Origin of the sequence: Massilia sp. 9096, assembly GCF_000745265.1 — a bacterium.
Taxonomy (GTDB): Bacteria; Pseudomonadota; Gammaproteobacteria; order Burkholderiales; family Burkholderiaceae_D; genus Telluria.
The window spans coordinates 4,223,365-4,241,992 of record NZ_JQNN01000001.1; the positions used below are offsets into that span (position 1 = coordinate 4,223,365).

An 18,628-nucleotide genomic window follows, 5' to 3' on the forward strand; every position below is an offset into this window, starting at 1 on the left:
CGGGCGGCGCGGCGCACGTTTGCGCTTCTGCGGCCCTGGCCTGTCCGTCGTTAACTACTTCTGCACCGGTTCGGATGACACCGGCGCCGGCGTCGGCGGATTATTCGGCGCCGAATCCTGGCTTTGCGGCGCGTTTTGCTCCGCGCCGGCGGCCGGTTCGGCGGCGCCGTCGTTGCCGTTGTCCACCTTCGGGGTCTTCACGTGCAGTTTCTGCTCCACCTGTTCCTGCACCTTGTCGATGCGGCCCTGGACCTTCTCGGCGCGTTCCTGCGCCTTGTCGGTATCCAGCACCTTGCTGGTGCGGCGCTGCAGGTAACCGTCGCGGATGAATTCGTAACGGTCGAGGGCGGCGTCTTCCAGCAGGTTCGAGGCATCCAGCACGCTGGCGCGCTGGTCGACCGCGCGCACCACGATGCCGCTGGTACGCCACGGGATGTCGTTCAGGTGGGTCCATGGATCGGCCCACCAGTCGCCCGGCAAGGCCACGGTGTCACGCACCGTAGATGGGCCCAGAATCGGCAACATCAAGTAGGGACCGCTGGGCACGCCCCAATAGCCCAGGGTCTGGCCCAGGTCTTCGTTGTGCTTGCGCATACCGGCCGGGGTCGCCAGGTCGAACACGCCGAGTACGCCGAACGTCGAGTTGACCGCGAAACGGGTGAAATCGTTCAGGCCATCGTGGCCTTTGCCCTGGAGGAACTGGTTCACCGAGCTCCACAGGTCCGACATGTTGCTGAAGAAGTTGCCCACGCCCGTCTGCACGAAGCTCGGGGTGTAGTTCTTGTACACGGTGGCGGTCGGCTTGAGCGCGACGCGGTCGACCGTGTCGTTGAACGTGAACATGGACCGGTTGAACTTCTCGAACGGATCCTTCGGATTCGTGCTTGCGCAACCGCTCAGCAACAGGGTGGCGCCGGCCGCGGCCGCGAGGCCCCAGGCGCGCAGGCTGCCGGATGTGGTACGGGTGATCATTTATTATTGTCCTTTCCGTCGGCGGCTTTGCTGTAGATGAATTGATTGATCAAATCTTCCAGCACCGTCGCCGATTGCGTACGGGTGATGCGATCGCCGTTCGCCAGGTTGTTGGAGTCGCCGCCGGCTTCGATGCCGACGTATTGTTCGCCGAGCAGGCCCGCCGTCAGGATCTTCAGCGAGCTGTCTTTCGGGAATTTGTAGTCCGGGTTCATATCGAGACGCACCATCGCCTGGTAGGTCTTGTCGTCGAAGCTGATCGAACCGACCCGGCCCACCACCACGCCGGCGCTCTTGACCGCGGCCTGCGGCTTCAAGCTGCCGATGTTGTCGAATTTACCGGTGACGGTGTAGGTCTTGCTGAACGAGATCGTCGCCATGTTGCCGACCTGCAGGGCGAGGAACAGCAGCGAGATCACCCCCAGCAGCACGAACAGGCCGACCCAGACGTCAATAGATTTGCGATGCATAATTTTTCCCGAGTTCTCTAATTTATCCTGCGCTTGTGTCTTAGGTATTAAACATCAGCGCCGTCATGATGAAATCCAGCGCCAGCACCATCAGCGAGGCGATCACCACCGTGCGCGTGGTCGCGCGCGACACGCCTTCCGGGGTCGGCTGCGCTTCGTAGCCCTGGAACAGCGCGGTGAAGGTCACGGCTACGCCAAAGATAACGCTTTTGATAACGCCGTTCAGTACGTCATGTCGCACATCGATGTTGCCTTGCATTTGCGACCAGAACGCGCCCGCGTCCACGCCGATCAGCTGCACGCCGACCAGGTAGCCGCCGATCACGCCGACCGCCGAAAACACCGCTGCCAGCACCGGCATGGCGATCACGCCGCCCCAGAAACGCGGCGCCAGCACGCGCTGGATCGGGTTGACCGCCATCATCTCCATCGCGCTGAGCTGCTCGCCGGCCTTCATCAGGCCGATCTCGGCGGTCAGCGAGGTGCCGGCGCGGCCGGCGAACAGCAGCGCGGTCACCACCGGGCCGAGTTCGCGCAGCAGCGACAGCGCCACCAGCTGGCCCAGCTTTTCCGAGGCGCCGAACTGGCTCAGCGTGTAATAGCCCTGCAGCGCCAGCACCATGCCCACGAACAGGCCCGACACCAGGATGATCAGCATCGAGTAGTTGCCGATGAAGTGGACTTGCTCCGAGATCAGGCTTGGACGGCGCCAGGCGCCCGGCGCCCGGCCCAACAGTTTGAAGAAGGAACGCGTGACGAAGCCGATGCGGCCCAGCATCTTGTCGATCACGAAGCTGCCAATGGCGGCCAAGAAACGCTTGATCATCGCTTGCCTCCCAGGCCCAGGTCGTCGGCCAGCGACTTGCCGGGATAATGGAACGGCACCGGACCGTCCGGCTCGGCGTGCACGAACTGGTGCACGTAGGGATCGGTCGAATTGCGCATGTCTTCAGGCGTGCCCTGGGCCACGATCTTGCCGGCGGACAGGAAATACACGTAGTCGGCGATGCGGAAGGTTTCTTCGACGTCGTGCGAGACCAGGATCGAGGTCGAGCCCAGCGCATCGTTCAGGTTGCGGATCAGGTTGGCGGTGACGCCCATCGAGATCGGGTCGAGGCCGGCGAACGGCTCGTCGTACATGATCAGCCTGGCGTCGAGCGCCACAGCGCGCGCGAGCGCGACCCGGCGCGCCATGCCGCCGGAGATTTCGTTGGGCTTGAGCTGGGCGGCATTGCGCAGGCCGACCGCGTTCAGGCGCATCAGCACCAGGTCGCGGATCAGCTCTTCCGGCAGGTCCGTATGTTCGCGCAGCGGAAACGCCACGTTCTCGAACACGGTCAGGTCGGTAAACAGCGCGCCGAACTGGAACAGCATGCCCATCTTGCGGCGCAAGCGGTACAGCCCTTCCGTGTCGAGCTTGTTGACGACCTGGCCGGCGACCGACACCGTGCCGCGTTGGGCACGGATCTGGCCGCCGATCAGGCGCAGCACCGTGGTCTTGCCCGAGCCCGAACCGCCCATCACGGCGATCAGCTTGCCGCGCGGGAAATCCATGCTCAGGTTCGACAGGATGGGACGATCTCCATACGAAAAATGCAGATCGCGGATTTCGACGAGGTTGGGCACGGTGGATATTGGTATTTAGTGAATCTCGTATTGTAGTGCAGAAAGGGCAATCCCTGCAGGACACCGCCTATTTCGCGGTCTCTCATCGACGCGATATTACAACACTAATAACCTTTGGGTCAGATATTCCGGTTTGTAAGTGCTTGTTTTTACTAAAGTATGCATATGCACACCGTTTCGATACATGAGCATTTGGTAACAAATGCTACATGGAAACTATATTTTCGGGCATGCTGGAGCACGCCGTCAGAACTGGTTTACGCTGATCCAGGTTGGGCATGTGCGCCCCATGCTCGAACTGCTCACGGCCGAGCAAGACCGCTTCTACGATACCCGCTTCGATATCGGCCTGCCGGCGCGGCGATTATGCCGCGCTGCAAGATGGCTCGGTGAACAGGATGCGACCGCAATTTTGCCGCTCGGCCTGTCCCGCGCCAGCACCGGCGCGGCCGCCGCGCGGCGGCTGGCCCGACCTGCCGGGCCTGGGCATCCTGCATGCTGTCGCGGCGCCCACCCTTCTCATCGTCGGCGGCAATGATCACGATGTCATTACGCTCGATCGCCGGGCATGAGCAGGTTTGCATTGGCCGAAAGACCTCGTCATCGCTCCCGGCGCGGGCCACTTCACCTACAACTGAATCGTCGCAGCCGAGTTGTATTTATACCGTGCGGGTTGCCCATATCGCGTAACGAGATCATCATTGTCGTGAATACCACAGGCGCGCACGATAGGAGTTAAATTTTTTTTATTCTGTTAGTATGAAGACATTTTGTGCCTTGCAGCATTAATAATTGATGACCCAACAGCCCCGATGAATAAAGACGTAGCCTACCCCAGCAGTTACATCGGGCGCCGCGCGCTCGGCGCCCAGTTCATGAAGTTCATTTTGTCCGGCGGCGCCGGCACGGTCGCGCAATATCTGGTGCTGATCGTCCTGGTCAAGCTGCTCGGGGTACCTCCGGGCCGCGCCTCGATGGCCGGCGCCGTTATCGGCGCCATCGTGGTGTACCTGCTGAGCCGCCGCTTCACCTTCGAGACCCAGCGCCGCCATCGCGAGACGCTGCCGCGTTTCGTGGTGATGGCCACCGCCGGCACGCTGATGAACGGCGCGCTGGTCGGCTATCTCAGCAAGATCGGTCTGTATTTCCTGTTGGCCCAGATGGTGGCCACGGTCGTCGTCCTCGTATTCAACTTCATCGTGAGCAAATTATGGATCTTCCGCTAGCCTCCCAATCGCGTGCCCTCAGCCATCCCTCGCTGACGCCGCGTGCGCCCAGCGCCCTGCCGTCGATCTCGGTGGTGGCGCCTGCCTATAACGAACAGGAAGTGCTGGAAGAGTTCTACAACCGCGTCAGTGCAGTGCTGAAAGGAACCGGCGCCCAGTACGAGATCGTGCTGGTCAACGACGGCAGCCGCGACAACACGCTGGCCATGATGCATGCGCTGCGCGAACGCGACCCGCACATCACCGTGGTCGACCTGTCGCGCAACTTCGGCAAGGAAATCGCGCTGAGCGCCGGCCTGGATCACACCAAGGGCGAAGTCGTGGTCGTGCTCGACTCCGACCTGCAGGACCCGCCGGAACTGATCCCGCAGATGCTGGACGGCTGGCGGGAAGGCTACGACGTGATCTACGGCATGCGCGCCGTGCGCGACGGCGAGACCTGGCTCAAGAAGGCCACTGCCAAGTATTTCTACCGCATGATCAAGAAGGTCAGCCGGGTCGACATCCCGAAGGACACCGGCGACTTCCGCCTGATGTCGCGCCGCGCGGTCGAAGCGCTGTCCAAGCTGCGCGAGGAACACCGCTTCATGAAGGGCCTGTTCGCCTGGGTCGGTTTCCCGTCGCGTCCGATCATGTACCGGCGCGACCCGCGCGCGGCCGGCGATACCAAATTCAACTATTGGAAGCTGTGGAACTTCGCGCTCGAGGGCATCACCTCGTTCACGGTGGCGCCGCTCAAGGTCAGCACCTATCTCGGCCTGGCCGTCGCCTCGCTCGCGCTGGTGTATGCGGTATTCGTGATCTGGAAGGCGATCATCTACGGCAACGCGGTGCGCGGTTATCCGTCGCTGATGGCGGTAATGTTGTTCCTCGGCGGCGTGCAGCTGATCTCGGTCGGCCTGCTGGGCGAATACGTCGGCCGCATCTTCAACGAGGTCAAGCGCCGTCCCCTGTACCTGCTCAACCGCCTGGTCGATTCCGAGCTGCCGGGTGAGCACAGCGCAAAGAGCGGCGGCGGAGCCAATTCGTGAGTGCAGGCGCGAGCACGCCTGCGCGCGCGCGCCTGGCGGGCGCAGCCTGCCTGCTCCTGCTGATCGCGCTGCTGTGGGCGCATCCGCTGCTCAGCGCCAGCCTGGCGCACCAGAACGACATCCCGGTCCACTTGCGCTGGGCCGAGCAGTTTCTGGACGCCTTCCGTGAAGGATGGGTCTTGCCGCGCTGGGCCTACGCGTCGCGCGGCGGCCTGGGCGACCCGACCTTCTTCTACTACCAGCCACTGTTCTATTACCTGACCACCGCGTTCGCGCTGCTCGGCGTGGACTCGGCGCGCGCACTGATGCTGGGCGCGATGGTGCCTTACGTGCTGCTGGCCGGCGTGGTCTACCTCGGCGTGCTGCGCCGCTACCCGAACCGCCACGCCCTGCTCGGCGCCATGTTCGTGGTGGCCTGCCCGCTGCTGTACTTCCTGTCGACCCACATGGCGGCCTTCCCCTGGTCGCTCAGCCTGCCGTTCAGCGTGCTGTTCGTCGCCGAGAGCAGCCGCGACGAGCCGCGTCCGCATCGTCTCGCCATCCTGCTGTGCCTGATCTGCCTGAGCCACCTGCTGAGCGGCCTGATGACCTTGCTGTGCACCGGCCTGGGCCGCCTGATCTTCGCCTTTCCGAATCGCCGCACGCTGCCGGGCAATATCGCCTGGGCCATCGGCGTGGTGCTGGGCCTGGCCTTGTCGGCGTTCTTCGTCTATCCGGCCGTGACCCAGATGGGCCTGATCACGCCGACCGGCTGGACCACCGGCAGCTTCGACTGGCGCAAGTGCTTCATCTTCCCGACCTTCTCGCTGCTGCACCACCCGCTGCACTGGTTCGCGATCCAGTGGCCGCTGGCGCTGCTGGCGCTGACGATGGCCGTCATCGGCGTGATCCAGCGCCGTTTCGGCACGCTCAATGCGCGCCAGGTGCAGGCGCAGCGCATCGCCATCGTCGCGCTGGCGGCGGTGGCCCTGGGCACCGAGCTGGCTTACCCGCTGTACGCCGGCCTGGGCGCGATGCAGAAGCTGCAATTCCCCTACCGCTTCGTGTTCCTGTCCAGCATCCTCGGCAGCGTCGCCCTGGTGATCCACCTGTGCGAAGGCGCCTGGGCGCGTTGGGGCCGTATCGCCCGCGCGGTCGTGGTCCTGCTGGTGCTGGCCCAGCTCGGCCAGCTGGCGATCATGGAACGCAACCTGTACCGCGACGGCGAGCGCCTGATGGACCGCGCCCACTTCATGCAAGGCCTGTTCGGCCAGCCGGAATACCTGCCGGCGGTCAGCGGCCCGCACTGGGACAAATACATCGCCGACGGCAAGCTGGCCGGCGAATGCCAGCGCCTGGGCATCCGCTGCGAGCAGACCGGCCAGCACACGCACGCCGAGTCGTTCACGATCAACACCCCGCGCGCGGTCGCGGTGCGCCTGCCGCTGTTCGCCTTCCCGGCCTGGCGCTTGAATGTCGACGGCCAGCCGCAGGCCCTGGCCGCCGATCCGGACACCGGCACGGTGGTGGCGCAGCTGACGCCGGGACGCCACCAGGTCGAGCTGGCCTGGGCCGGCCTGCCCGCCGAGAAGACCGGGCGTATCATCACGCTGGTCGCGCTGGTCTTGCTGGCGCTGCTGGCGCTGCGCGCGCGCGTACATGGCGGCGCGCGCGCGCCGGCCGGCACCCTGGACGCGCCGGTGATGGGGACGGGAGCGCGCTCGGACCTGACCTGACGTCCGGATGCTCGAGATGTCGAGATACAAAAAAGCGGCCTCGGCCGCTTTTTTTGTCCTTGCTGTCAGCACACTCCGCTCAGCGCGGCAACTCCGACGATCCCATCAGGAACTCGTCGACCGCGCGTGCGCATTGGCGGCCTTCGCGGATCGCCCACACCACCAGCGACTGGCCGCGGCGCATGTCACCCGCCGTGAACACCTTCGGCACCGAGGTCTGGTACGAGGTCTCGCCGTCGACCGTGGCGCGCGCATTGCCGCGCGCATCCTTCTGCACGCCGAACGCATCCAGCACCTGCTGCACCGGAGATACAAAACCCATGGCCAGCAGCACCAGGTCGGCTTTCAGCTCGAAGTCCGAACCTTCGACTTCCTGCATGCGGCCATCCTTCCACTCGACGCGGCAGGCGATGACCTTGTCGATCTTGCCGTTCTTGCCTTCGAAGCGCTTGGTCGCCACCGCGAAGTCGCGCTCGCAGCCTTCCTCGTGCGACGACGAGGTGCGCAGCTTGGTCGGCCAGTACGGCCACACCAGCGGCTTGTTCTCGTGTTCCGGCGGCATCGGCATCAGTTCGAACTGGGTGACCGATGCGGCGCCGTGACGGTTCGAGGTGCCGACGCAGTCCGAACCGGTGTCGCCGCCGCCGATCACGATCACGTGCTTGCCGGTGGCCTTGATCTGCTCTTTCACCTTGTCGCCGGCATTCACGCGGTTCTGCTGCGGCAGGAAATCCATCGCGAAGTGCACGCCTTTCAGGTCGCGGCCCGGCACCGGCAGGTCGCGCGGCTGCTCGGCGCCGCCGGCCATGACGACCGCGTCGAAGCTGTTGGCCAGGTCTTCCGGGAAGATGGTCTCGCGCGCCATGTTGCTGACCGTGGTCGGGAAATCCTTGCCGATCAGGACACTGGTGCGGAAGGTCACGCCCTCAAGCTGCATCTGTTCGACCCGGCGGTCGATCAGGTCCTTCTCCATCTTGAAGTCGGGGATGCCGTAGCGCAGCAGGCCGCCGACGCGGTCGCTCTTTTCGAACACCGTCACGTCATGGCCGGCGCGCGCCAGCTGCTGGGCCGCGGCCAGGCCGGCCGGACCGGAGCCGACGACTGCGACGCGCTTGCCGGTCTTGACCGCCGCCGGTTGCGGCACGATCCAGCCGTGTTCCCAGCCGGTGTCGGCGATCTTGCGCTCGATCGACTTGATGCCGACCGCTTCGTCGTTGATGTTCAGCGTGCAGGCCGACTCGCACGGCGCCGGGCAGATGCGCCCGGTGAACTCGGGGAAGTTGTTGGTCGAATGCAGGTTCTCGACCGCCGCGCGGAAGTTCCCGTGGTAGACCAGGTCGTTCCAGTCGGGGATCATGTTGTTGACCGGGCAGCCGGTGTTGCAGAACGGGATGCCGCAATCCATGCAGCGCGCGCCCTGCACCTTGGCTTGCGCATCGGTCAGCGTGACGACGAATTCCTTGTAGTTCTTCAGGCGCACGGCGGGGTCCAGGTGGTCTTCTTCCTGGCGCGTGAATTCCATGAAGCCGGTGATTTTACCCATTGTTTTTTCCTTGATTAGTGCCTGAACTTACGCCGTCTCTTCAACCGCGTCGTTCGCCTGTTCCATGCTGCTCTCGTACAGTTCCTGCAGCGCGCGTTTGTACTCGGTCGGGAAGACCTTGACGAACTTGCTGCGGCTGCTCGCCCAGTCGTCAAGCAGGTTGCGCGCGCGCGTGGAGCCGGTGTGCTTGAAGTGGCGCTCGATCAGGCGCTTGAGGATCACCTCGTCCGGCTCGCCCTGGCCGCCGCGGGTCTGCGCGTGCCAGCCGGCCGGGTCGCTCTGCTCCTTGCTCGACAAGACGCGCTCGAGCGCCACCATGCTGGTGTTGCACTTCTGCTCGAAGTCGCCTTTCGGGTCGTACACGAAGGCCACGCCGCCCGACATGCCGGCCGCGAAGTTGCGGCCGGTCTCGCCCAGCACCACGACCGTACCGCCGGTCATGTATTCGCAGCCGTGGTCGCCCAGGCCTTCCACCACGGCGGTCGCGCCCGAGTTGCGCACCGCAAAACGCTCGCCGGCCACGCCGTTGAAGAAGGCTTCGCCGGCGATCGCGCCGTACATCACCGTATTGCCGACGATGATGTTGTCGACCGCCCAGCCGCGGAACTCGGTGTTCGGACGCACGATGATGCGTCCGCCCGACAAGCCCTTGCCGACGTAGTCGTTGCCTTCGCCCACCAGGTCGATCGTGATGCCGGCCGCCAGGAAGGCCGCGGCCGACTGGCCCGCGGTGCCCTGCAGCTGGATGTGGATGGTGTCGTCCGGCAGGCCGACGTGGCCATAGCGCTTGGCGACTTCGCCCGACAGCATCGTGCCGACCGTGCGGTTGACGTTGCGCACCGGCGAGATGAACGAAACCCGCTCGCCCTTTTCCAGCGCCGGCTTGGCTTGCGCAATCAGCTTGTGGTCGAGCGCGCGGTCCAGGCCGTGGTCTTGCACGTCCGAGTGCAGGAGGTTGCGCGGCGCATCGCTCTTCGGCAGGTAGAAGATATTGCTGAAATCCAGGCCCTGCGCCTTCCAGTGGCCGATCGCGCGGCTCTTGTCGAGCAGGTCGGCGCGGCCGATCAGCTCGTCGTAGCTGCGGATGCCCAGCTGGGCCATGATCTGGCGCGCTTCCTCGGCGACGAAGAAGAAGTAGTTCACGACGTGTTCCGGCTTGCCCTGGAACTTGGCGCGCAGCACCGGGTCCTGGGTCGCCACGCCCACCGGGCAGGTGTTCAGGTGGCACTTGCGCATCATGATGCAGCCCTCGACCACCAGCGGTGCGGTGGCGAAGCCGATTTCGTCGGCGCCGAGCATGGCGGCGATCACGACGTCGCGGCCGGTCTTCATCTGGCCGTCGGCCTGCACGCGGATGCGGCTGCGCAGGCCGTTGAGCACCAGCGTCTGCTGGGTTTCGGCCAGGCCCAGCTCCCACGGGGTGCCGGCGTGCTTGACCGAGGACAGCGGCGAGGCGCCGGTGCCGCCGTCATGGCCGGCCACCACCACGTGGTCGGCCTTGGCCTTCGAGACGCCCGCGGCCACGGTGCCGATGCCGACTTCCGACACCAGCTTTACGGAAATCGACGCGTTCGGGTTGGCGTTCTTGAGGTCGTGGATCAGCTGCGCCAGGTCTTCGATCGAATAGATGTCGTGGTGCGGCGGCGGCGAGATCAGGCCCACGCCCGGCACCGAGAAGCGCAGCGAAGCGATGTACTCGGACACCTTGTGACCCGGCAGCTGGCCGCCCTCACCCGGCTTGGCGCCTTGCGCCATCTTGATCTGGATCTGGTCGGCCGAGTTCAGGTACTCGGCGGTCACGCCGAAGCGGCCCGAGGCCACCTGCTTGATCTTCGAGCGCAGCGAATCGCCGTCTTCGAGCGGGATGTCGGCCGCGACACGGTCCTTGCCGAGCACCGAGGCCAGGGTTTCGCCCTTGCTGATCTTGATGCCCTTGAACTCGTTCATGTAGCGCGCCGGGTCTTCGCCGCCTTCGCCGGTGTTCGACTTGCCGCCGATGCGGTTCATCGCGATCGCCAGCGTGGCGTGGGCTTCGGTCGAGATCGAACCGAGCGACATCGCACCGGTGACGAAGCGCTTGACGATTTCCTTGGCCGGCTCGACTTCGTCCAGCGGAATCGCCTTGGCCGGGTCGATCTTGAATTCGAACAAGCCGCGCAGCGTCAGGTGGCGCTTGGTCTGGTCGTTGATCAGCTGCGCGTACTCTTTATAGGTGCTGAAGCTGTTGGCGCGCGTCGAGTGCTGCAGCTTGGCGATCGCATCCGGGGTCCAGAGGTGATCTTCGCCGCGCACGCGGTAGGCGTATTCGCCGCCGACGTCCAGGCTGTGCGCCAGGATCGGATCCTTGCCGAAGGCCAGGGCGTGCAGGCGCAGCGCTTCCTCGGCCACTTCGAACAGGCCGATGCCTTCCACGGTCGACGAGGTGCCCCTGAAGTACTTGTCGACCAGCGACTTGTTCAAGCCGACCGCTTCGAAGATCTGCGCGCCGCAGTAGGACATGTAGGTCGAGATGCCCATCTTCGACATCACCTTCATCAGGCCCTTGCCGGTCGCCTTCGTGAAATTGGCGATGGCTTTTTCAGCCGCCATGTCGTGCGGCAGGTGCGCGGCCAGGTCGGCCAGCGTTTCCAGCGCCAGGTAGGGGTGGACCGCTTCTGCACCGTAGCCGGCCAGCAGGGCGAAATGGTGGGTCTCGCGCGCCGAGCCGGTTTCGACCACCAGGCCGGTGGACGCGCGCAGGCCGCGCTTGACCAGGTGCTGGTGCACGGCGGAGGTCGCCAGCAATGCCGGAATCGCGACCTGCTCGCTGCTCATCGCACGGTCCGACACGATCAGGATGTTGTGGCCCGACTTGACCGCGTCGACGGCTTCCGCGCACAGCGACGCCAGCGACGCCTCGATGCCTTCCTTGCCCCAGGCGACCGGGTAGCAGATGTTCAATTCGTACGACTTGAACTTGCCGCCGGTATGCAGGCTGATGTTGCGCAGGCGCGCCATGTCGTCAAAACTGATGACCGGCTGCGACACTTCCAGGCGCATCGGCGGGTTGACGTTGTTGGTGTCGAGCAGGTTCGGCTTCGGGCCGATGAAGGACACCAGCGACATCACCATCGCTTCGCGGATCGGGTCGATCGGCGGGTTGGTCACCTGCGCGAACAGCTGCTTGAAGTAGGAATACAGCGGCTTGAGCTTGTTCGACATGATCGCCAGCGGCGAGTCGTTGCCCATCGAGCCGGTCGCTTCCTCGGCCAGCACGGCCATCGGCGACATCAGGAACTTCAGGTCTTCCTGCGTGTAGCCGAAGGCTTGCTGGCGATCGAGCAGGCTCAAGGCGCTCTTCTCGCCCTGGGCGCGATGTTGCGCCTGCTGGCTTTCCGACAGCTTGATTTCGTTCAGCTTGATGCGCACCGACTTGATCCATGCCTTGTACGGCTTGGCGTTCGAATAGGTGTCTTTGAGTTCCTTGTCGTCGATGATGCGGCCGGCTTCCAGGTCGATCAGGAACATCTTGCCCGGCTGCAGGCGCCACTTCTTGACGATGCGCGATTCCGGGATCGGCAGCACGCCCGACTCGGACGCCATCACGACCAGGTCGTCGTCGGTCACGACGTAGCGCGCCGGACGCAGGCCGTTGCGGTCCAGCGTGCCGCCGATGTGGCGGCCGTCGGTGAACGCCATGGCGGCCGGGCCGTCCCATGGCTCCATCATCGCGGCATGGTATTCGTAGAAGGCGCGGCGGTTCTCGTCCATGGTCGCATGGTTTTCCCAGGCTTCCGGGATCATCATCATCATCGCCTGGGCGATCGGGTAGCCGGCCATGACCAGCAGTTCGAGCGCGTTGTCGAAGCAGGCGGTGTCGGACTGGCCTTCGTAAATCAGCGGGAACAGCTTGTTCAGGTCTTCGCCCAGCACGGCGGATTTCAGCATGCCCTCGCGCGCGCGGGTCCAGTTGAAGTTGCCCTTGACGGTGTTGATCTCGCCGTTGTGCGCGATCAGGCGGTACGGGTGGGCCAGCGGCCATTCCGGGAAGGTGTTGGTCGAGAAACGCTGGTGCACCAGCGCGAGGGCCGACACGCAGCGCGGATCCTGCAGGTCTTTATAGTAGACGCCGACCTGGTCCGCCAGCAGCAGGCCTTTATAGACGATGGTGCGCGCCGACATCGACGGCACGAAGAATTCTTTGCCGTGCATCAGCTGCAGCGCCTGGATCGCGTGACCCGACGATTTACGGATGACGTACAGCTTGCGCTCGAGCGCATCGGTGACCATCACGTCCGGGCCGCGGCCGATGAAGATCTGGCGGATCAGCGGTTCCTTGGCGCGCACGGTGGGCGACATCGGCATGGTGTCGTCGACCGGCACGTTGCGCCAGCCCAGCACGACCTGGCCTTCGGCGCGCACGGCGCGCTCGATTTCCTGTTCGCAGGCGATGCGCGATGCGTTTTCCTTCGGCAGGAAGATCATGCCGACGCCATATTCGCCCGGCGGCGGCAGCTCGACGCCCTGCCTGGCCATCTCGTCGCGGTAGTACTGGTCCGGGATCTGGATCAGGATGCCGGCGCCGTCGCCCATCAGCGCGTCGGCGCCGACCGCGCCGCGGTGGTCCAGGTTTTTCAGGATCAGCAGGCCCTGGTCGATGATGGAATGGCTCTTGTTGCCCTTGATGTGGGCGATGAAGCCGACGCCGCAGGCATCGTGTTCATTGGCGGGATCGTACAAACCTTGGGCAATCATGAGGGACTCCACGGCATTTTTTAAAGATGAAGGCCGAGAATAGAGCAGAGTCCCGTAAACATCAATCATAACAATTAGGGTCAGAGTTGATTTAATCGCTATGCCTTATCCTTTCCAAATAAATGGGGACATGGTGCTAGCCGAGGTCAGCGTGCGACCGTCGTCATTCTCGACGGCTCCGCCAGCACCTCATGGATGGCCTTGATCACGGGTTCAGGCGTGCTCAACGCCATCTGGTGGTCCGAGTCCAGGATCACGGTTTTCGCTTTCGGATACATGTTGCGGACCAGCTCGATCGATGCCCGGTCGGTCCGGGTTGCGCCGAAGTCGACCGGGACCGGCGGCATCTCGCCCGGGTGCGGCTTGGGCACGTTCACCAGGCGCATGATCGGCATGGCATCGATGCCGGGCAGCGCCAGCACGGCTTCGCCGGTTGTGTCGATTTGTTCGATCTCGCGCCACACCGTGCGCGAGAACAGCAGCCGACCCGCCACACGCGTGGCCCACGGGAAGTCGTCGCTGCGCTTGACCGTGCGCGGATACAGCGCGTCGACCAGCACCAGTCCCTTCACCTCGTCCGGATGGGCCCGCGCAAACAATTGCATGTACAGCCCGCCGAGCGAATGACCGACCAGCACGTAAGGCGGCTGCAAGCCTTTGGCGTGTAGCAGCCGGCGCAGTTCCTCGACGATCGTGCGGCCGTCGCGCGAGGTCGCGACCGGTTCGCTGTTGCCGTAACCGGGCCGGTTATAGGCAAACACTGTCGCCTCGCGGCTGACGTCTGTCAGCAGGGCGCCCCATTTGTCGAGGGTATTGCGTGAGCCGCCTTCGAACACCACCACGAAAGGCGAAGCCGGCTGGCGCAGGGTCAGCGATTCGACCTGGCGCTCGTCGATGGTCTCGACCGCCGGCGGCGTCTGCGCGTGTGCGCATGGCAGGGCGAGGCAAGGGGATGCCAGGGTCATCAGGAGCAGCGAGCGGGACGTCTTGGTCATGGCGTTCTCATCATCGAGTTAAAAATGCCAGCATCGCAGCAGCGCACACCAGGCACACGCGCGATGCGACAAATCGCCAACCGGTGCGATGAACGGCGCTTTCGTCTACTTGCGCCGCTCGCTTCCAGCTTGACTGCTGTCATGACGACCCACACCAGACTATCCACACTATCGTTTCCGCAAGGAAATATTAAACAGACGTTGTTACGCTTAACATTTGGGAGAATCACATGGTCTGGAAAACGATGGATCGGCGCTCTTTTGTCACCACCACGCTGGGCCTGCTGGTCGGCCAGGCCGCGGCTGCAAAGGCCGCGAACGTCACCGTATCGACTGCGCCGCCCGTCAAGCCGAAGAATTTCGTGCTGGTGCACGGCGCCTGGTATGGCGGCTGGTGCTGGGACAAGGTCGCGCGCAACCTGCGCGCGCAGGGCCACACCGTGACCACGCCGACCTGCCCCGGCATGGGCGAGCATGCCCACATGCTATCTAAAGACATTTGTCTCTCGACCTTTATTACCAGCATCAGCAACCACATCGCCTATCAAAACCTGAATGAGGTGGTGCTGGTGGGCAGCGGCTTCGGCGGCGTGGTGATCAGCGGCGTCGCCGACCATATCCCGTTCATGCTCAGGCATCTGGTGTATGTCGACGCGATGGTGCTGGAAAGCGGGATGTCGGCGTTCGAGAGGCAGCCGGCCGCGGTCACGCAAAAACGCCTGGAGCAGGTGGCCACCCAGGGCAAGGGCATCGCCATCCCGGCGCCGCCGGTCAACCCCGATTCCTACCGCGGCGCCGACAAGAAAACCCTGGCTTGGCTGGCGCAGCGCCTGACGCCGCAGCCGGTCGGCACCTACCAGGAAAAGCTGGTGCTCAACAATGCGCTGGGCAATGGCGTGCCGCGCACCTATGTCGATTGCACGGCGTCGCCGTTCGCGCCGCTGGTCGAGGTCAAGAAGCACCTCAGGCGCCAGGGCGGCTGGAACTGGGTCGAGCTGGCGAGCCACCATGATCCGATGATCACCGAGCCGCAGATGCTCAGCGATTTTCTCGCGCGCGTTTGAAGCCCACGCGCCCTTGGCCCGGGCGGCGTCAAACCCCACGCGGTGGCGCGGCGCACTCGACCGGCGCTGCAGCCTTGGCCGGCCGTCCGCGCTTGGCCGGCAGGATGCGGCGCTGGGTCTTTTTCTCGAGCTCGGCCATGAAGGCACGCGAACCGACCGGCGCGCCTTTGGCCAGCGCGGTATCGATCAGCGTCAATTCCTCGCTGTTCTGCCCCTGCTCCACCAGCGCGGTGTAGGCGGCCTCGCGCTGGAACGGCGTATTGCCGAGTCCCCAATACAGCATGTGGTCGGTGATCAGCGCATCCGAGCGCGCGCCCGCATGGTGCGCATAGCTGGACCAGCGATAGTCGAGCGCGCCGGCCGCCAGCTGCGCGCGCACCGGCGCCAGCTCGATGTGGCGGCTGCAGGCCAGCATGTAATGCACGGCATCGACGATGGCGGTGCGAAAACGTCCCTGGAACAGCGTGCCCGAGCGTCCATGCTTGTTGTTGAACCAGGGCACGTAATAGCGGCCGACCTTTTGCATCATCAGCGCCAGGCCGTCCTCGTCGGCAGGCGTAGCCAGGACGATCACGTGACTCGGCATCAGCACGTAGGCATGCACCGCCACCTTGTAAAAGCGCGCGCACTCCTTCAGCCAGCCGAGGAAGCGCTCGTGGTCTTCTTCGTCGCGAAAGATATGCTGATTGTCGTTGCCGCGCTGGATAACCAGGTGCGGCTGGTTCGGCAGGATGAGGCGGGGCTGGCGAGCCATGGTAGGGTCGGGATACGTCGAGGACGCCAATTCTAGCGCAGCCGATTCGCTCTGTCCCTTTTTATTCCAAAAATCATCCAAATCCGGCTTGACTCTGTCCCGGATTATGTGGCCTGCTCATGGAATCCGCTGGAACACGCCATCGAACGGTGGCTCGGGCCATACCAGCCGCCAGACTTCGCGGCTCATGACGTGCATGTACCAGACTTCGACGACTTCGGCTTGCATCGGCGCGTGTCCGGCATAGGCCTGCTCGACCCGGACCTGGCGCGCCATGCCGGCGCTGACCTGGCCGGCGATCCAGCGCTCGAAACTACGGAATTCAACCAGGTTCTGGAACCGGTCGATCGCTTCCCAGGGACAAGCAAACCGCATAGCTCACCTCGCAAACGCTAGGAGCAGGACAGTCTAACCCGAGGCACGTGGCGCGGTGTGCGGCGCCTGATGCAGATCAGCGCTGGTCAGTGCTCAGGCCAGCGTAAAGCCGGCCGACAGGCTGTAGCCTTCGCCGTAGGCGCTGCGCAGGGGCAAATCCTGGCCGAGGCCGGTGCGCGCCTTTTTGCGCAAACGATACACCAGCATGTCGACGCGGCGGCTGGCATCCGGGTCTTCGCCGCCCATGCCGGCCACGATCACCTGGCGCGGCACCGGCCGGGTATTGATCGTCAACAGGTGCAGGAAATTGCACTCTTTTTCGGTCAGGTCGATCACCTTGCCCATCAGCTCGAGCTGGCGCGCCGAGACGCGCAGCGTCCACTTGCTGGTCGCGGCCGGCAGCGGCTCGGGCGGACGCACGCGGCGGTCGAGCGCTTCGATGTGCGCGGCCAGTTCCGGAAACTTGATCGGCTTGGTGAGATAGTGGTCGGCGCCGAGGCGCAGGCCGAGGATGCGGTTGTCGAAAGCGACCCGGCCGGTCAACACCAGCAGGCCGATCTCCGGGTAGAGCTGGCGCATGCGCGGGATGACGTTGAAGCCATCCTCGTCGGGCAGGCCGAGGTCGAGCACGACGACCGCGGCCGGCGTGCGCGTCAGCGCCGCCCACATGTCGCCGGCGGTGGTGGCGATGGTCACCTCGTGGCCCAGCTCCCGCAGGAAGTCGGCCATGTCGCCGGCATATTCGCCATTGTCTTCAACAATCAGTATTTGCGTCATGGGTTTGCCATGTTTCTCGTTATTTCATTGTCCCGGCGTGGTCATTGTCGGGTGGCGATCCCGTGCCTCGTCCCGATTATCACTGTTGGTTTGGTTCGAAGCAAGATTTTTTGCCGCTTCAAGCTGCACCGGCAACCACATCCGGAATTGTGCTCCGCCTTGTACAGACGCCACGCAAGCGAGCGAACCGCCGTGCACCTCGACGACCGAGCGCGCCATGTACAGGCCCAGGCCATTGCCCGGCAGCCCGGCGGCGTTGGCGCCGCGATAACCTTTTTCGAAAATGCGTTCGGCATCCTCGGGCGGCACACCGGGACCCATATCGCGCAGCGACAACTCGACCCCGCCGGCGATGGGCACACCCGATACCGTCAGCGGCGTATGCGGCGGCGAATAGCGTAGCGCATTGTCCAGGATGAGCTTGAGCGCCAGCCGCAGCCCGGCCGGTTCGCAGCGCAGCGCCGCCGGCAGGTCGGCAGCATCGAAGGTGACCGGACGGCCGGCCACGCGCGCCTGCGCGACCACCTCTTCCAGCAGCAAACGCGGCGACACCGTGTTGGCCTGGCGCTCGCGGCCGAGCTCGGCCATGCGGTCCGGCGACAGGTAATCGTCCAGCATCCCGATCAGGCGATCGGTTGCGACCGCGATCTTGCGGTAGCGCTGGCGGGTCGGCTCGTCGGCGTTGGCGGCCGCTGCGGTCGCTTCCAGGCGCTGGATCGCGCCGTCGATGGTCGACAGCGGAGTACGGAATTCATGGTTGAGCATGCTGGCAAAACGCTTTTGCTCGAGAGCACGGGCACGCTGCGCCGACTGGTCGCGCACCAGGCCGACCAGCGCCGCCGCCTGCCCCGACGCATCCAGCACGAGCGTCGAGATCACCTCGAGCGGGACCGTGCGCCCATCCGGCCGGCGCACTTCGAACGCGCGCGTCACGCGCAGGCGCGAACCGTCACCCTCGGCGAAGCGGCGCAAGCGCGCCGGCAAGCCGGCACACAACGCCGCCAGCGGCCCGGCTTCCTGGTTGATCAGCTGTTGTTGGATGTCAGCGCTACCATAGCCCAGCAGGGCGTCGACGTTCGGGCTGACGTAGACCGGCAAGCCGGTTGCGCAATCGAGGATGAAGGCGATATCGCCGCTCAGTTCGGCGATGGTGCGGAAAGCCTCGGCCGTGGCCAGGGCCGCCTGGGCAGACTCTGGGACGGGACAATTGCGGATCATGACGAGAGCGCCTTCCACTGAAAGATTCTGAACAACAAGTATAGTGCCGGGATCGACAGTCTGTATAGACATTGCGGCATGCGGCGTTGCGCCGATCACGCATTTTGCATACGTGGCTCGCAAAAGAC

General features: G+C 64.5%; 16 protein-coding genes. 5 read left to right on the top strand and 11 right to left on the bottom strand.

Annotated features, from left to right (window positions below):
• Positions 1–54: 54 nt before the first annotated feature.
• The 4 genes from FA90_RS18260 to FA90_RS18275 are packed head-to-tail and all read right to left on the bottom strand — an operon-like array spanning position 55 to position 3,068.
• Complete coding sequence (locus tag FA90_RS18260; protein WP_036171181.1) at positions 55–972, bottom strand: VacJ family lipoprotein; 918 nt, start codon at positions 970–972, stop codon at positions 55–57.
• Positions 969–1,442, bottom strand: a complete 474-nt coding sequence (mlaD, locus tag FA90_RS18265; RefSeq protein WP_036171184.1) for an outer membrane lipid asymmetry maintenance protein MlaD — start codon at positions 1,440–1,442, stop codon at positions 969–971. The genes FA90_RS18260 and mlaD overlap by 4 nt, the downstream gene beginning before the upstream one ends.
• 40 nt (positions 1,443–1,482) lie before the next feature.
• On the bottom strand, positions 1,483–2,268 hold the full coding sequence (gene mlaE, locus FA90_RS18270) for a lipid asymmetry maintenance ABC transporter permease subunit MlaE (RefSeq protein ID WP_036171187.1): 786 nt from the start codon (positions 2,266–2,268) through the stop codon (positions 1,483–1,485).
• Positions 2,265–3,068, bottom strand: a complete 804-nt coding sequence (locus FA90_RS18275) for an ABC transporter ATP-binding protein (RefSeq protein ID WP_036171190.1) — start codon at positions 3,066–3,068, stop codon at positions 2,265–2,267. Before FA90_RS18275 ends, mlaE begins: the two co-directional genes overlap by 4 nt.
• 289 nt (positions 3,069–3,357) lie before the next feature.
• Here FA90_RS18275 and FA90_RS26610 point away from each other — a divergent pair, with 289 nt between their 5' ends.
• The 4 genes from FA90_RS26610 (at position 3,358) to FA90_RS18290 (ending at position 7,040) form a co-directional block, all read left to right on the top strand.
• Positions 3,358–3,606, top strand: coding sequence for a hypothetical protein (locus FA90_RS26610; RefSeq protein ID WP_156116766.1), 249 nt, complete (start codon positions 3,358–3,360; stop codon positions 3,604–3,606).
• A 274-nt stretch (positions 3,607–3,880) separates the two neighbouring features.
• Positions 3,881–4,294: a GtrA family protein gene (locus FA90_RS18280; protein ID WP_051971901.1), complete on the top strand. Its 414-nt coding sequence runs from the start codon at positions 3,881–3,883 to the stop codon at positions 4,292–4,294.
• Positions 4,279–5,325 carry a glycosyltransferase family 2 protein gene (locus tag FA90_RS18285; protein WP_081933923.1) on the top strand — a complete coding sequence of 349 codons (1,047 nt, stop codon included), beginning with the start codon at positions 4,279–4,281 and terminating at the stop codon, positions 5,323–5,325. The genes FA90_RS18280 and FA90_RS18285 overlap by 16 nt, the downstream gene beginning before the upstream one ends.
• On the top strand, positions 5,322–7,040 hold the full coding sequence (locus FA90_RS18290) for a 6-pyruvoyl-tetrahydropterin synthase-related protein (protein WP_036171193.1): 1,719 nt from the start codon (positions 5,322–5,324) through the stop codon (positions 7,038–7,040). Before FA90_RS18285 ends, FA90_RS18290 begins: the two co-directional genes overlap by 4 nt.
• A gap of 79 nt (positions 7,041–7,119) precedes the next feature.
• Here the strand turns inward: FA90_RS18290 and FA90_RS18295 are convergent, their stop codons facing one another.
• From FA90_RS18295 to FA90_RS18305, 3 genes are all read right to left on the bottom strand, one after another.
• Positions 7,120–8,583, bottom strand: a complete 1,464-nt coding sequence (locus FA90_RS18295; RefSeq protein ID WP_036171196.1) for a glutamate synthase subunit beta — start codon at positions 8,581–8,583, stop codon at positions 7,120–7,122.
• A gap of 27 nt (positions 8,584–8,610) precedes the next feature.
• Positions 8,611–13,317 (bottom strand): glutamate synthase-related protein, encoded by a 4,707-nt coding sequence (locus tag FA90_RS18300; RefSeq protein ID WP_036171199.1) that lies wholly within the window; start codon positions 13,315–13,317, stop codon positions 8,611–8,613.
• A 146-nt stretch (positions 13,318–13,463) separates the two neighbouring features.
• Positions 13,464–14,312: an alpha/beta fold hydrolase gene (locus FA90_RS18305; protein WP_036171201.1), complete on the bottom strand. Its 849-nt coding sequence runs from the start codon at positions 14,310–14,312 to the stop codon at positions 13,464–13,466.
• A gap of 230 nt (positions 14,313–14,542) precedes the next feature.
• On the opposite strand from FA90_RS18305, the gene FA90_RS18310 reads away from it, so the two are divergent.
• Positions 14,543–15,376 (top strand): alpha/beta fold hydrolase, encoded by an 834-nt coding sequence (locus FA90_RS18310; protein WP_239700813.1) that lies wholly within the window; start codon positions 14,543–14,545, stop codon positions 15,374–15,376.
• A 28-nt stretch (positions 15,377–15,404) separates the two neighbouring features.
• Here the strand turns inward: FA90_RS18310 and FA90_RS18315 are convergent, their stop codons facing one another.
• The 4 genes from FA90_RS18315 to FA90_RS18330 all read right to left on the bottom strand — a co-directional run bounded on the left by FA90_RS18315 (position 15,405) and on the right by FA90_RS18330 (position 18,500).
• Positions 15,405–16,130 carry a transposase gene (locus FA90_RS18315; protein ID WP_036171202.1) on the bottom strand — a complete coding sequence of 242 codons (726 nt, stop codon included), beginning with the start codon at positions 16,128–16,130 and terminating at the stop codon, positions 15,405–15,407.
• Between the two features lie 117 nt (positions 16,131–16,247).
• Entirely contained in the window at positions 16,248–16,505 is a 258-nt protein-coding gene (locus tag FA90_RS18320; protein WP_036171205.1) for a hypothetical protein, read from the bottom strand.
• 93 nt (positions 16,506–16,598) lie between these two features.
• On the bottom strand, positions 16,599–17,282 hold the full coding sequence (locus tag FA90_RS18325) for a response regulator transcription factor (RefSeq protein WP_036171208.1): 684 nt from the start codon (positions 17,280–17,282) through the stop codon (positions 16,599–16,601).
• 24 nt (positions 17,283–17,306) lie between these two features.
• On the bottom strand, positions 17,307–18,500 hold the full coding sequence (locus FA90_RS18330) for a PAS domain-containing sensor histidine kinase (RefSeq protein WP_081933924.1): 1,194 nt from the start codon (positions 18,498–18,500) through the stop codon (positions 17,307–17,309).
• Positions 18,501–18,628: the final 128 nt, after the last annotated feature.

What these genes read in the sequence shown, in the direction of transcription:
- mlaE (WP_036171187.1), bottom strand. Translation starts at nt 2,268, where the DNA reads ATGATCAAGCGTTTCTTGGCCGCCATTGGCAGCTTCGTGATCGACAAG.
- FA90_RS18300 (WP_036171199.1), bottom strand. Translation starts at nt 13,317, where the DNA reads ATGATTGCCCAAGGTTTGTACGATCCCGCCAATGAACACGATGCCTGC.
- FA90_RS18330 (WP_081933924.1), bottom strand. Translation starts at nt 18,500, where the DNA reads ATGATCCGCAATTGTCCCGTCCCAGAGTCTGCCCAGGCGGCCCTGGCC.
- FA90_RS18320 (WP_036171205.1), bottom strand. Translation starts at nt 16,505, where the DNA reads ATGCGGTTTGCTTGTCCCTGGGAAGCGATCGACCGGTTCCAGAACCTG.
- FA90_RS18280 (WP_051971901.1), top strand. Translation starts at nt 3,881, where the DNA reads ATGAATAAAGACGTAGCCTACCCCAGCAGTTACATCGGGCGCCGCGCG.
- FA90_RS18310 (WP_239700813.1), top strand. Translation starts at nt 14,543, where the DNA reads ATGGTCTGGAAAACGATGGATCGGCGCTCTTTTGTCACCACCACGCTG.
- FA90_RS18295 (WP_036171196.1), bottom strand. Translation starts at nt 8,583, where the DNA reads ATGGGTAAAATCACCGGCTTCATGGAATTCACGCGCCAGGAAGAAGAC.
- FA90_RS18325 (WP_036171208.1), bottom strand. Translation starts at nt 17,282, where the DNA reads ATGACGCAAATACTGATTGTTGAAGACAATGGCGAATATGCCGGCGAC.
- FA90_RS18305 (WP_036171201.1), bottom strand. Translation starts at nt 14,312, where the DNA reads ATGACCAAGACGTCCCGCTCGCTGCTCCTGATGACCCTGGCATCCCCT.
- FA90_RS18260 (WP_036171181.1), bottom strand. Translation starts at nt 972, where the DNA reads ATGATCACCCGTACCACATCCGGCAGCCTGCGCGCCTGGGGCCTCGCG.
- mlaD (WP_036171184.1), bottom strand. Translation starts at nt 1,442, where the DNA reads ATGCATCGCAAATCTATTGACGTCTGGGTCGGCCTGTTCGTGCTGCTG.
- FA90_RS26610 (WP_156116766.1), top strand. Translation starts at nt 3,358, where the DNA reads ATGCTCGAACTGCTCACGGCCGAGCAAGACCGCTTCTACGATACCCGC.
- FA90_RS18315 (WP_036171202.1), bottom strand. Translation starts at nt 16,130, where the DNA reads ATGGCTCGCCAGCCCCGCCTCATCCTGCCGAACCAGCCGCACCTGGTT.
- FA90_RS18285 (WP_081933923.1), top strand. Translation starts at nt 4,279, where the DNA reads ATGGATCTTCCGCTAGCCTCCCAATCGCGTGCCCTCAGCCATCCCTCG.